Raw genomic sequence first — 12,766 nt, 5'->3', positions numbered from 1 at the left:
AGGGTGAGGGCGTGGAGACGGCGTTCGTGCTCGGTGGCGGTGGCGTGCTCGGCGCGCACGAGGTGGGCATGCTGCGGGCGCTGGACGCCGCGGGCATCCGTCCCGACCTGGTGGTGGGCACGTCCGTGGGCGCGCTGAACGGGGCCGTCATCGCCGCCGGGCCGGGCGAGGCGGTGGAGCGGCTGACCGGGTTGTGGCGCTCCGACATCGTCCGTACCGCGTTCGCCGGCTCGTGGGTGGCCCGGCTGTCGACGCTGGCGCGGACCGGCACCCACCTGCATCCGATCGGGCCGCTGCGCGACGTGCTCGCCGAGACCGTACGGGTGGGGCGGATCGAGGACCTGGAGGTGCCGTTCCAGTGCGTGGCGGCGTCGGTGGAGCGGGCGGCGGCGCACTGGTTCACCGCGGGGCCGCTGGTGCCGGCGGTGCTGGCGTCGTGCGCGGTGCCGGGCCTGCTGCCGCCGATGGTGATCGGCGGGGAGCATTTCTACGACGGCGGGCTGGTCCACAGCATCCCGGTGGGCCGGGCGGTGCGGCTCGGGGCCAAGCGGGTGTACGTGCTGCACGTCGGCCGGATCGAGCGCCCGCTGACGGCGCCGCGGCGGTTCTGGGAGGTGGGGATGGTGGCGTTCGAGATCGCCCGCCGGCACCGCTTCGCCGAGGACATGGCGAGCCTGCCGCCGGGCGTGGAGGTGCACGTGCTGCCCGCCGGGGCGACCGAGGCGATGTCGCCGCTCCGCTACCGGGACGGCGCGCAGGTGTCGGCCTGCATCGAGCGGGCGTACCACGCGTCCGCCCGGTATTTGAGCGAACATGGAGGATGAGGGCAGGGAGGTAGGACAACCTACGTCCAGGGAGGCCGTGTTGCTCCCCCCACGTATCCTGCGCCGGGTCGTGCTGGCGCCGCTGATCGTCCTGGTGACGGTGGCCATGCTGGTCACGCTGCCGCTGTGGCTCGTCGTCGCGGCCGTCGCCTCGCTGGGGCTGCCGCCGCCGCAGCGGCGGGCGCCGCGGTTCGTGTGGTTCGGGGTCGCCTGGCTGACGCTGGAGTCGCTGGTGCTGATCGCCTGCCTGTGGCTGTGGGTGGCGGGCGGGGCCCGCCACCAGGAGCGGCACTACGCGCTCGTCGGGTGGTTCCTGTCGCGCGTGTACGGCGCCGCCGTGCGGATCTTCCGCCTGACCGTGGACGTCGAGGGCCCGCCCTGCGCGGACGACGCGCCGCCCCGGCCGCTGATCGTGCTGTCCAGGCACGCCGGCCCCGGCGACTCGTTCCTGCTGATCCACCGCCTGCTCCTGACCCACGGCCGGCGGCCGCGGATCGTGATGAAGGCCGCGCTCCAGTACGATCCCACGCTCGACGTGATGGTCAACCGGCTGCCGAACGCGTTCGTCCCCCGCCGCTCCGGCCGCCGCCGCATCGTCGAGGAGATCCGCCGCCTGGCCGGCACGATGGGCGAGCGGGACGCCCTGGTGATCTTCCCGGAGGGCGCGAACTTCAGCCCGCGCCGCCGCCGGGTGGCGATCCGCCGCCTGGCGGCGAAGGGGCTGACGGAGGAGGCCGAGCGGGCCCGCCGCATGAAGCACGTGCTGCCGCCCCGGCCGAACGGCGCGCTCGCCGCGATCGCCGCCTGCCCGGACGCCGACGTGGTGTTCGTGGCGCACACCGGCCTCGACGACCTGGTCACGCTGGGGGACGTGTGGCGCAGGCTGCCCTACACCGTGCGCATCTCCGCGACGTGGTGGCGGGTCCCGGCCGCCGAGGTGCCGCGAGGGCGCGAGGAGGGCGTGCGCTGGCTGTACGACAACTGGGCGCGCGCCGACGCCTGGATCAGCGAGCGGCGGGAGCACCCGGCGGAAGGAACGGCACCTCCGGCGGCCCGTCGCTGATCAGCCGCAGCAGCGCGCCGGTGTCGAGATGGCGCTCCACGAGGTCGCCGAGCGCGTCCAGCCTGGCCTCCCTGAGCGCGGCGAAGTCGGTGCCGGGCGCCGGGACGAAGTCGCGCCCGGCCCGCGCGGCCACGTCGGCGAGGAACGCGCGGCGGAAGCCGTCGTTCTCCAGCGCGCCGTGCCAGGTGGTGCCCCACACGTCGCCGGCCCGGCAGCCGTCGAGGAACGGCTCCCCGCCCTCCACGGTGACCCGCCCGTGGTGGATCTCGTAGGCGCGTACCGGCTGCCCGTACGCCGTGCCCTCCGGCCGCCCGAGCCGCTTGTCCGGGGCGAACTCGACCCGCGACGGCAGCAGGCCGAGCCCCTCGACCCGGCCCGCGCCCGACTCGACCTCGTCCACGATCTCGCGCCCGAGCATCTGGAAGCCGCCGCACACGCCGAGCACCGGCCCCTTCCGCTCGGCGATGGCCGCGGCGAGGCCCGTCCTGCGCAGCCAGCGCAGGTCGTCGACCGTGGCGCGCGAGCCGGGCAGCACGACGAGGTCGGCGTCGTCCAGCTCGGCCGGGCCGGTGACGAAGCGGACGACGACGCCCGGTTCGGCGGCCAGCGCGTCGAGGTCGGTGAAGTTGGAGATGCGCGGCAGCCGGACGACCGCGACGCGCAGGGTCTGCCGGCCGTGCGGCGGGCGGGCGGCGACGTGGCGGGCGTCGAGCGCCAGGGAGTCCTCGACGTCCAGCCAGAGGCCGTCGAGCCAGGGCAGCACGCCGTAGACGTGCCGGCCGGTCAGCTCGCGCAGCATGTCGAGGCCGGGCTCCAGCAGCTCTCGCGCCCCGCGGAACTTGTTGATCACGAACCCGGCGACGAGCGCCTGGTCGGCGGGCTCCAGCAGGGCGACGGTGCCGTGGAACGCGGCGAACACGCCTCCCCTGTCGATGTCGCCGACCACGACGACGGGCAGGCCGGCGGCCCTGGCCAGGCCCATGTTGGCGAGGTCGGTGCGGCGCAGGTTGATCTCGGCGGGGCTGCCCGCGCCCTCGCACACCACCACGTCGTACTGGTCCCGTAACCGGGCCAGGGACTCCAGGGCGGTGGTGCGGAGGAGGTCCTTGAGTTCGGCGTACTCCATGGCGTCGACGTCGGCGACCGGCCGGCCCATGAGGACGACCTGGCTGCGGCGCTCGCCGCCCGGTTTGAGCAGGATCGGGTTCATGTCGGCGACCGGCTCCAGGCCGGCGGCCTGCGCCTGCGCCGCCTGGGCGCGGCCGATCTCGGCGCCACCGGGGGTCACGTAGGAGTTGAGCGACATGTTCTGCGCCTTGAACGGCGCCACGCGCACGCCCTGGCGGGCGAGCCAGCGGCAGATGCCCGCGGTGACGACGCTCTTGCCCGCGTCGGACGTGGTGCCCGCGACGAGCAGCCCTCCGGTGACCATGCGATCACCGTACCGGAGCCCCGGTGGCGCCGGTGATCGTGCGGGTCAGCCCTGAGGGCCGCGCCGGTAGGGCTCGCCGGTGGGGTCGTGCTGGGCGGACATCTGCTCGCGCTCGGCCGGCGTCGGGCCGGCGCCCTCGGTGGTCCCGCCGGCGCCCGTGGTCCCGCCCGTGGTCCCGCTCGTGGTGCCGCCGCCGTAGCGGCGCTGGACGGCGTCCGCGCCCTTCTCGATGTGCTCGTCGTACTTGTGGCCGGTGCGTTCCTTGGCGAACCGCTCGGCCCGGTCGAGCATCTGGTCGGCCTGCTTGGAGTGCCCGCGGGCCAGGTTCTCGGCCTTCTTCAGCCATTCCGCGATGCGGCTCATGACGCCCCCTCGTGTCGGTTACCCGGCCCCCCTACCCCGCGAGGCCGGACAGTCACGTCAGGCCGGGCCGGGGTCGGTCAGGTGCGCCGCGGGCACGGGGATCGAGGGGAACGGGTTGTCGGGCAGGAGGATGACGCGGCGGGCCTGCCTGGGCCGCAGGGCGGCGTCGAGGTGGAGCAGCGCCGCGCCGATGCCGGCCGCGCCCACCATGTAGCCGGTGTCCGCGCTCACCTCGCCCGGCCGTAACCGCCGGTATGCCTGGTACCAGCGGAACCCGCGGTCGTCGTGGTCGGTGGCCGCGCCGATGAGGTGGCGGGCGAGCCCGCGGGCGTAGGTGAGGTAGGTGGCGTCGCCGGTCTCCGCCCAGAGGCCGGTGAACAGCTCCAGCAGCCCGGCCGAGCCGCAGCACTGGCAGGCCGTGTTCCAGAAGCCGGGGGTGCGCCGTTCCGGCACGCCGCTGCGGACGATGCCGCCGGCCAGCCGCTCCACCCATTCGAGGTGGCCCGGCTCGCCGGTGACCCGGTGCAGCTCCTGGAACATCCGCGCCACGCCCGCCGAGCCGGAGCAGAACCCGAGGTAGTGCAGGCCGCGCCCCTGCGGCACGTGGTGGGGCACCAGCGCGCACCGCTCGGAGAGGACGCTGACCTCGCGGACGAAGCCCGCCCCCCGGTTGGCCGCCTCCAGGAAGCGCGTCTCGCCGGTGACGCCGTACAGGCGGGCGAGGAGGAACGCGGTCCCCGCAGTGCCGGCCAGGAACCCGGGGGTGACGGCGTCCGTGGGCAGGTCGGGGCAGTCGCCGAAGCGGTGGCCGGGGACGGCGAGCCCGGCGATGCGCTCGCCCGCCTCGACCGCGATCTCCTCGTGGCCCGGCACGCCGAGTGCGGTGGCGGCGCGCAGCAGCCCGAGCACGATGCCGCCGTCGCCGCGCTGGGCGGGGTCGCCGGTCCAGCCGGGGCCGCCGGGGAGCGGCCGGGCGGACCGGACGACGTGCTCGGCCGCGTCCCGTGCCGCCGACTCCAGCCGTTCGTCGCCGAGCGCCCAGCCGGCCTCGGCGAGCGCCACGACGGTGCCGGTGAGCCCGTGGTAGAGGGTCAGGTCCTGCTGCTCGCGCCAGGTGGCCGCGAGCCGTCTCGCCCCGGCCGCGGCGTCCTCCAGGTACGCCTCGTGCCCGGTCGCCGCGGCGAGCTCCAGGAAGAACAGGACGATGCCGGCCGACCCTGCGTAGAGGGAGGCGGGCTCGGGGGCGGCCAGCGCGGAGCGCCCGCGGGCGTCCGGGTTGGCGGCCCAGGTGCGACCGGCGGCGTCGTCGCGGGCGGCGGTGCGGATCCACCGGCCCGCCAGGATGGCGGCGGTCAAGGGCGTCTCGGCACGCTCGCGCGGCGAGCGGGTCTTGTCCAAACCCATACGTTTGATTATCCCACACTTCTGGTAGGAAAATTAGGGTGTTGTCCGAGTCGTCTGGAGGGAAGACGGTGGCCCTGCCCGATTTCCTGATCGCGGGCGTGCCCAAAGCCGGCACGACCGCCCTGCACACAGCGCTGCGGCAGCATCCCGAACTCTACCTGCCCACGATCAAGGAACCGAAGTTCTTCCTCACCGACGGCCCGCCGCCCGAGCACGGCGGCCCCGGCGACGTGGAGACCTACCGGGAGCACGTCTGGCGGCGCGAGGAGTACGAGGCGCTGTTCGCGGACGCCCCTCCGGGCGCGCTGACCGGCGAGTCCACCCCGTTCTACCTCTACGACGCCGGAGCGCGCCGCCGGATCCGGGCCCTCGTCCCGAATGTCCGGATCATCGTGTCGCTGCGGGACCCGGTCGAGCGCGCCCACTCCAACTGGACGCACCTCTGGTCGGCGGGGCTGGAGCCGATCGGCGACCTCGTACGCGCCTGCGAGGCCGAGCCGGAGCGCGTCGCCGCCGGCTGGTCGCACTTCTGGCACTACGTCGGCCTCGGCCGCTACGGCGAGCAACTGGCCGACCTGTACGAGCTGTTCCCGCGCGAGCAGGTGCTCGTCTTCCGCTACCGGGACGTCGTGGACCGCCCGGCCGAGACCCTCGACCGCATCTGCGCCTTCCTCGGCGTGCGGCAGGGGCTGCTCACCGAGGTGCCCCGGCGGAACGTGACCGCGCACCCCGCCCCCGGCGCCCGGCACGCCGTGCTGTCCACGCTGGCCCGCCGCCTGCCCGCCCTGGCCCGGCCGATCGAGAGCCTGCTCCAGCACCGGGGCGAGGCCCGCCGCCCGCTGTCGTGGGAGCAGCGGCAGCGGCTCATCCCGTACTTCGCCGAGGACGTCGCGCTGCTCCAGCGGGTCACCGGCGAGGACTTCGGCGACTGGCTGCGGCCGAGGGAACGCTCCGGCGGCCTGGTCGGCGTCCGGCCGCCGGGGCAGCGGCAGTCACGCAACGGCCGCGGCCAGGGGTGAGCTAGCGCAGCTCGGTGCGCAGCTCGTGGGCGCCGTCCGCGCGGGTGTACTCGTAGTAGAGGCGGGTCCCGCCGCCGGGCAGGTCCACGAGCTCCAGGTAGCGCAGGCCGCCCCCGCCGTACGGTGACCGCGCGGCGGGCCGCTCGCCCACGGGGGTCAGCGCGGCCGGGTCGGCCCCGACCGCGATGCCGGTGCGCTCCTCGTAGTTCTCCTCCGCGCCGGCCCGGCCGTCGTAGAAGGCCACCACCCGGTCGCCGTCGAAGCGCACCGCGCTCACGCGGACGCCGCGCGCGTCCCACATCCCCGGCCGGCCGGTCAGCGCCGTGCCCTGCCAGGTCCATTCCAGGCCGTCGGCGCTGGTGGCGTAGTCGGTGACCATCTGGTCGGCCTCGTCGGGGTCGGCGAGCGGGTGGCAGGAGGCCCACAGGTGCCACACGCCGTCCCGCCGGACGATCACCGTGTCCTTGACCCCGGTCTTCGGGTCGCCGGGCAGGACCGTCATGCGGGTGCGCGGGTCGAACGCGCCGGGCTCGTCGGCCTCCAGCACCTCCACCCGCCAGTGCTTGGTGCCGGTGGTGGCACAGCTCAGGTAGAGCCGCCAGCGTCCGTCGGGCAGCTGGACGAGGGTGGGCCGCTCCAGCGACTCGGCGTCCATCTCCTCCCGCGTGATCGTGGCGAGCGTCTCGAAGCGTTCGCCGTCCACGGAGCGGGCGATCGCCACCGCGTAGCCGCGGCCCTGCCCGATGGGGCGGCGCAGGCGGTAGGCCAGATAAATGAGCCCGCCGGCGGCGACGGCGCTGGGCGCGCCCGCCCAGTGCCCCTCCCCCGGCGACGGCGGCCCGATCGCCACGCGGGCGCGGTCGGGGTCGGGCAGAAGGGCGTTCTCGTCGATCGGCATGGGACCGAGCGTAGGGCTGGAATGGGTGCCGGACATCGCCGCTTGCCCCTTCTTTAGGATTCTCCTCATTGCCTATGGACTTTAGCGGGAATCGGGGGCGTTCCGGTGGAGCGAACCGGGTCTGTCGGGGGCTGCTTCTACCCTACGGGTATGACCCCGCACGGATTCACGATCACCGCCGACGGCCCGTTCGACTTCGGCGGCTGCCTGCGCTTCGCCGAGGACTGGCCGGCCACCAGCGCGCTGCCCTCCGACGGGCGGGCGCTGCGCTTCGCCTACTGCGCGGAGCACGACTGGAAGCCGATCGGGGTGCGGGTGACGGCCGCGCCCGGCGGGGTCGAGGTGGCCACCACGCGGCCGGCGGGCCCGTCGATCCGCGGCGAGGTGGCGCGGATCTTCTCGCTCGACGTCGACGGCACGGGCTTCGCCAAGATCGGCGAAGCCGATCCCGTGCTCGGCGACGTGCAGCGGCGGCGTCCCGGCCTGCGCCCGCTGTGCTTCTGGAGCCCATGGGAGGCGGCGTGCTGGGCGGTCATCGTGCAGCGCTCGTCGATGCTCGTCGCCTCGCGCGTCAAGCAGCGCATCGCCGCGCGCTTCGGCGCCGAGGTCGTCGTGGACGAGCAGGCGTTCCAGGCGTTCCCGCCGCCGGTGTCGCTGCTGGAGGCGGGCGGGCTCGGGCTGCCCGCGCAGAAGGAGGAGTGGGTGCGCGGGCTGGCGCGGGCGGCGCTCGACGGCGTGCTGACCACCGAGCACCTGCGCTCGCTCGCCCCCGAGGAGGCGCTGGCCGAGCTGCGGGCCCTGCCCGGGGTGGGGCCGTTCTCCGCCGGGCTCATCCTGATCCGCGGCGCGGGCGCGCCGGACGCCTTCCCCGGCGACGAGCCTCGGCTGTTCGCGATCCTGCGGGAGGCGTACGGACTGCCCGAGGACGCCCCGCCGGTCGCCTACCGCGAACTGGCCGAGGCGTGGCGCCCCTACCGCTCGTGGGCGTCCTTCCTGTTCCGCGCCACGGCCTACGGCACCCTCGACGACGAGGCGCTCACGCCGCCGGGTCCACCGGCAGCTCGACGGTGATGGTCAGGCCGCCCTCCTCGCGCGGCCAACCCGTGACCGTGCCACCGTGGGCCTCGGCGATGACCTTGACGATCGACAGGCCGAGCCCGCTCCCCCGGTCCGAGCGCAGCCGGTCGCCGTGCAGCCGCCGGAACGGCTCGAAGATCGTCTCGATCTCGTAGGCCGGCACGGGCAGCCCCGTGTTGGCCACCACCAGCTCGACCCGCTCGGCCCTGCGCCGGGTCGAGAGCCAGACCTCGCCCTTCGGGTGGTTGTGCCGGATCGCGTTCTCCAGCAGGTTCTGCACCAGCCGCTCCACCAGCACCGCCTCGCCGGTGGTCGGCGCGGGGTCGAGCAGCCGGTGGATGGTCACCTCCCGCTCGGCGGCCTCGGCGGCGGCCTGGTCGAGCACGTGCTCGGCCACGTCGGTCAGGTCGAACGGCCGCCGGTCCAGCACCGCCTGCTCGCCCTCCGCCAGCGCCAGCAGGCCGTCGATGAGGCGTTCGTGCCGGGCGTTGACCAGCAGCAGCGACTCGCCGAGCCGTTTGACGTCGTCGGTGGCGTCGGGCCGGCGCACGGCCACGTCCACGAGGGTCCTGTTGATGGTCAGCGGGGTGCGCAGCTCGTGGGAGGCGTTCGCGACGAACTTGCGCTGCGCGTCGAACGAGCGGGCCAGCCGGCCGAGCATGGTGTCGAAGACGTCGGCCAGCTCCTTGACCTCCTCGCGCGGGCCGTCGTAGGAGATGCGCTCGGTGAGGTCGTGGCTCTGGGCGACCTGACGGGCGGTCTCGGTCATCCGCCGCAGTGGTCGCAGCACCCAGCCGGCCGTCCGCCAGCCGACCCCGAACGCCCCCGCCGCCCCCGCCACCACGACGAGCGCGCCGACGTCGCGCACGGCCTTGAGGGTGTCGCGCTGGTAGGCGGCGCGCACCCGCATCGCCTGCCGGCGCCCCACCTCGTACAGCGGGTCGTTCCTGCAGACCCCGTCCTGCGTGCAGGCGGGGGTGAGCAGGTCGGCGCGGTATTCGAGGTTGGAGCGCACGACGAGCCACACGCCGGCGAGCACGAGGGCGCCGAGCACGAGGAACACCACGGCGCAGGCCACGGCGAAGCGGAGACGCGCGCTCATGGGATTCGGTAGCCCGATCCCGGCACGGTCTCGATGACCTGGGGCTCGCCGAGCTTCTTGCGCAGCTTCATGACCGTGGTGCGCACGGTGTTGGTGAACGGGTCGATGTGCTCGTCCCACACCTTCTCCAGCAGGTCCTCGGCCGAGACGACCGCGCCACGGGCGCGCAGCAGCTCGGCCAGCACGCCGAACTCCTTGCGCGCCAGCGGCACGTACACGCCGTCGCGGAACACCTGCCGGTGCGCCCAGTCCAGCCGGACCCCGGCCCGCTCCAGCAGGGGCGGGTCGGCCCTCCTCGCGCGGCGGCCGAGCGCGTGCACGCGCGCCACCAGCTCCTCGAACGCGAACGGCTTGGGCAGGTAGTCGTCGGCCCCCAGCGACAGGCCGCGCACGCGGTCGCGCACGTCCCTGGCGGCGGTCAGCATCAGCACCCTGACCAGCCACTCCTTCTCCACCACGGTCCTGCACACCTCGTCGCCGTGCACCTGGGGCAGGTCGCGGTCGAGGACGAGCACGTCGTAGTCGTGCACGGCGAGGCGTTCCAGCGCCGCCTCACCGTCGTAGGCGACATCCACCGCCAGCGCCTCGCCCCGCAGCCCCTCGGCGATCGAGTCGGCGAGCATCTTCTCGTCCTCGGCCACCAGCACCCGCATGCGCGCCCCCCTTGCGAGATCCACGAACGGCGAAGATCCTCGCCGAACCCACATAACGCCCGCATAACCACATCTGGTGACGATCAGGTTATCGGTCATTCGCTGGACTGCCCTGCCTACGGCCGGAACGACCGGCCCGACGTACGGGAGGACGTCCGTGACCGCCCGCCTGCTCCGGACGCACCGGCTGTTCTGCTGCGTGCTCGCCCTGGCCGCCGCGCTGCGCGTGCTGGTCATGCTCGGCTACGACACGGCACAGGTCTACTGGTACGACTCCTTCACCTACCTGGACACCGCCGTGCACATGAAGCCGCAGGGCACCTTCCACCCCGCCGGGTACTCGTGGTTCCTGTGGGCGCTGCTTCCCTTCCACAGCGTCCGGCTCGTGGTCGCGGTCCAGCACGTGATGGGCCTGGGGATCGCGGTGATGATGTACGCCCTGCTGCGCCGGCACTCGCTGCCCGGCTGGGGGGCGGCGCCGGCGACCCTGCCGGTCCTGTTCGCCCCGCCGTTCGTCCGCCTGGAGCACGCGGTGCTGTCCGACCTCCAGGTGATCTTCCTGGTCACGGCCGCGCTGCTGGCGCTCATGTGGCGGCCCGGGCAGATCTCCGTCCGGGCCGCGGCCGCGGCGGGCCTGCTGCTCGCGCTGGCCGGGCTGACCCGCACCGCCGCCGTGCCGCTGCTCGGCCTGGCCGCGCTCTGGCTGCTGCTGCGCCGCACGCCCTGGCGGCACTGGCGGCCACTCGTCGCGCTGGCGCTCGCGGGCGGCCTGCCGCTGCTGGCCTACGCCGGCTGGTACGCCCAGCACCACGGCAGGTTCGGCCTGAGCGGCTCGGACGGGGTGGCGCTGTGGGCGCGCACGATGACGTTCGCCGACTGCTCGGTGATCAAGCCGCCGCCCGACCTGGCCCCGCTCTGCCCGAACGGCACCGTCGTGGACGCCGCTTCCGAGTACGTCTGGGCACCGGGCTCCGCGCTCAACCGCCTGCCCGGCGACCGTTTCACGCACAACGACGCGGCGAGGTCGTTCGCCCTCGCCGCGATCGCCGCCCAGCCGCTCGACTACCTGCGTGAGGTCATCAAGGACACCTCGCTGGCCTTCACCTGGGAGCCGGTCGCGCATCCGAAACGGGTCGTGCCCGCCTCGACCTTCCCCGTCGGGTCGTGGTCGCTGCCCGAGGAGCACGCGCTCATCGGGAAGGTCCGCGCCGAGTACGACCCGGACATCAGCGGGATGTCGTCCGTGGAGCCGTACGCGTCGGTCCTGGCCGCCTACCCGTACCCGTGGGCGCTGCACGGCCCGCTGCTCGGGGTGCTGCTGGTCGCGGGCGGGCTCGGCGTGGCCGCGGGCCGGGAGCGGCGGGCCGTGCTGATGCCGTGGGCGTTCGCGATGTTCCTGCTGGTGGCGCCGGTGGCCGCGCTCGACTTCGACCACCGGTACGTGCTGCCCGCCATCCCGCCCGCGTGCCTGGCCGCCGCGCTCGCGTCAGGACGCCTGCGCCTGCGTCTTCGTCAGGGCGACCGCCGGCCGGCCCTCCGCACCCTTGCGCCGGAACAGGATGGCCCGCGCCGCCACGACCACGCAGACCAGGCCGAGCAGCAGGCCCCAGGTCACGTCGGTGAGGAAGTGCATGCCCCGGTACAGGCGGGAGAACGCCACGCTCAGCGGCGCGGCGACGCCGAGCACCCAGATCACCACCTGCAGCGCCCGGTTGCGGGTGTGCGTGGCGAGCACGAGGGCGAAGCCGCAGTAGAACGCGACCGCCGCGCTGACGTGCCCGGACGGGAAGCTGGAGGTGGGCGGGGCCGGGTCGAGGTGCTCCACCGGCGGCCGGTGCCGGCCGACGACCTCGGTGGTCCCGAGGAAGACCAGTGACTGGCTCCACACCGCGACGATCAGGAAGACCGACTCCAGCCAGCGTTTCCACACCAGCCGGAAGGCGATCGCGGCGATCGCCGTGAGCGCCACGATGTAGGGCGTGTCGGACAGGCTGCTGCCGAAGTCGGTGAGGGTGTTCCACTCGGAGGTGCGGTCGGCGGCCAGCGCCCGGCTCAGTCCGGCCTCCCCGGTCGGCCAGGCGAGGATCGCCCGGCCGACCCCGTACGTCACGGCGGCCAGCAGCACCAGCGGTAAAAAGATCGTCGAGGCGTAGTACTTCACGTGCTCACTCATGGGTCACCTTCACCGATTCCGGTTCCACTCCTTCGCTCACCGGCGAGGCCGGTCTGCGCCCCTGCGTGCGGCGCCAGGTCTCGAACGCCGCCGCCGTGGCGGCGATCACCGCCACGCCCAGCACGATGCCGCCCACGACGTCGCTCACCCAGTGCACGCCGAGCGCCACCCGCGTGTACGCCACCGACAGCACCACGAACCAGCCCGCCGCCCACGCCAGCCGCCGCCCCCACCGAGGCAGCGAGGGCAGCAGGAGCAGGACGATCACGCCCACGCCGAGCGTCACGTTGACCGCGTGGCCCGACGGGAACGAGTCGCCCGGCGCGAGCGCGACCGGGTCGGGGAGGTGCGGCCTGGCCCGGGCCACGACGACCTTCAGCGCGAGCCCGAGCAGCCCGCCCACGACCATCGTGGTGACCGCCCACGCGGCCAGGCGCGGCGCGCCCCGGTAGAGCAGCCAGGCGGCGTACAGGCCGACCGCGATCCGCCACGGCCACGGCCCGAACAGGTCCGTCCAGACGATCAGCACCGTGGTCACGCCGGGATGGGCGAGCGCGTACGCGTGCAGATCCACCGCGACCCCGTGATCCAGGCCGTTCAGCGGCATCTTGGCCACGACGAGGAGGAGGGTGAACGGGATCATGATCAGCGCGACGGCGAGACTCGCCAGCGCCAGCCGCAGCCCGAGACCGCGTTCAGGATCTTTGAGCTGTGGAAGCCTCACATTTCCCGTCCTTTCCCTCGGTTGCGCGTTCGCC

At 74.2% G+C, this 12,766-nt stretch carries 13 protein-coding genes; 5 read left to right on the top strand and 8 right to left on the bottom strand.

Annotation, left to right across the window (positions count from 1 at the left end; all coding sequences use genetic code 11):
• Nucleotides 1–11 precede the first annotated feature (11 nt).
• Nucleotides 12–824, top strand: a complete 813-nt coding sequence (locus tag SMD20_RS41715) for a patatin-like phospholipase family protein (protein WP_329591821.1) — start codon at nt 12–14, stop codon at nt 822–824.
• 40 nt (nt 825–864) lie between these two features.
• Nucleotides 865–1,887, top strand: coding sequence for a 1-acyl-sn-glycerol-3-phosphate acyltransferase (locus SMD20_RS41710; protein ID WP_329591819.1), 1,023 nt, complete (start codon nt 865–867; stop codon nt 1,885–1,887).
• Here the strand turns inward: SMD20_RS41710 and SMD20_RS41705 are convergent.
• Genes SMD20_RS41705 through SMD20_RS41695 form a run of 3 tightly spaced genes read right to left on the bottom strand, consistent with a single transcriptional unit; the run spans nt 1,829 to nt 5,086 of the window.
• Complete coding sequence (locus SMD20_RS41705) at nt 1,829–3,319, bottom strand: cobyric acid synthase (RefSeq protein ID WP_329591817.1); 1,491 nt, start codon at nt 3,317–3,319, stop codon at nt 1,829–1,831. The two genes, SMD20_RS41710 and SMD20_RS41705, sit on opposite strands and share 59 nt — an antisense overlap.
• A gap of 45 nt (nt 3,320–3,364) precedes the next feature.
• Nucleotides 3,365–3,682: an antitoxin gene (locus SMD20_RS41700; RefSeq protein WP_329591815.1), complete on the bottom strand. Its 318-nt coding sequence runs from the start codon at nt 3,680–3,682 to the stop codon at nt 3,365–3,367.
• Nucleotides 3,683–3,739: 57 nt separating this feature from the next.
• On the bottom strand, nt 3,740–5,086 hold the full coding sequence (locus SMD20_RS41695) for a lanthionine synthetase LanC family protein (protein WP_329591813.1): 1,347 nt from the start codon (nt 5,084–5,086) through the stop codon (nt 3,740–3,742).
• A gap of 68 nt (nt 5,087–5,154) precedes the next feature.
• Here SMD20_RS41695 and SMD20_RS41690 point away from each other — a divergent pair, with 68 nt between their 5' ends.
• A complete protein-coding gene (locus SMD20_RS41690; protein WP_329591811.1) occupies nt 5,155–6,105 on the top strand; it encodes a sulfotransferase family protein in 951 nt (316 codons plus the stop codon).
• Nucleotide 6,106: 1 nt separating this feature from the next.
• On the opposite strand, the gene SMD20_RS41685 is transcribed toward SMD20_RS41690, so the two are convergent.
• Entirely contained in the window at nt 6,107–7,003 is an 897-nt protein-coding gene (locus SMD20_RS41685; protein WP_329591810.1) for a hypothetical protein, read from the bottom strand.
• A 150-nt stretch (nt 7,004–7,153) separates the two neighbouring features.
• Here SMD20_RS41685 and SMD20_RS41680 point away from each other — a divergent pair, with 150 nt between their 5' ends.
• Nucleotides 7,154–8,074: a DNA-3-methyladenine glycosylase family protein gene (locus SMD20_RS41680; protein ID WP_329591808.1), complete on the top strand. Its 921-nt coding sequence runs from the start codon at nt 7,154–7,156 to the stop codon at nt 8,072–8,074.
• Here the strand turns inward: SMD20_RS41680 and SMD20_RS41675 are convergent.
• From SMD20_RS41675 to SMD20_RS48520, 3 genes are all read right to left on the bottom strand, one after another.
• On the bottom strand, nt 8,040–9,182 hold the full coding sequence (locus SMD20_RS41675) for a sensor histidine kinase (protein WP_329591806.1): 1,143 nt from the start codon (nt 9,180–9,182) through the stop codon (nt 8,040–8,042). The genes SMD20_RS41680 and SMD20_RS41675 overlap by 35 nt on opposite strands.
• On the bottom strand, nt 9,179–9,835 hold the full coding sequence (locus SMD20_RS41670) for a response regulator transcription factor (RefSeq protein WP_091077263.1): 657 nt from the start codon (nt 9,833–9,835) through the stop codon (nt 9,179–9,181). The genes SMD20_RS41675 and SMD20_RS41670 overlap by 4 nt, the downstream gene beginning before the upstream one ends.
• A gap of 1,486 nt (nt 9,836–11,321) precedes the next feature.
• Nucleotides 11,322–11,723: a phosphatase PAP2 family protein gene (locus tag SMD20_RS48520; RefSeq protein ID WP_442942631.1), complete on the bottom strand. Its 402-nt coding sequence runs from the start codon at nt 11,721–11,723 to the stop codon at nt 11,322–11,324.
• Between the two features lie 91 nt (nt 11,724–11,814).
• Here SMD20_RS48520 and SMD20_RS41660 point away from each other — a divergent pair, with 91 nt between their 5' ends.
• Nucleotides 11,815–11,988 (top strand): hypothetical protein, encoded by a 174-nt coding sequence (locus SMD20_RS41660; protein WP_329591804.1) that lies wholly within the window; start codon nt 11,815–11,817, stop codon nt 11,986–11,988.
• 12 nt (nt 11,989–12,000) lie between these two features.
• Here SMD20_RS41660 and SMD20_RS41655 read toward each other — a convergent pair whose 3' ends face one another.
• Nucleotides 12,001–12,732 carry a phosphatase PAP2 family protein gene (locus SMD20_RS41655; RefSeq protein ID WP_329591802.1) on the bottom strand — a complete coding sequence of 244 codons (732 nt, stop codon included), beginning with the start codon at nt 12,730–12,732 and terminating at the stop codon, nt 12,001–12,003.
• Nucleotides 12,733–12,766: the final 34 nt, after the last annotated feature.

Origin of the sequence: Nonomuraea sp. LP-02 (assembly GCF_036289125.1) — a bacterium.
Lineage (GTDB): Bacteria > Actinomycetota > Actinomycetes > Streptosporangiales > Streptosporangiaceae > Nonomuraea > Nonomuraea bangladeshensis.
Note: the sequence above shows the minus strand (reverse complement) of the source record. Positions and strands in the feature narration are given on the sequence as shown.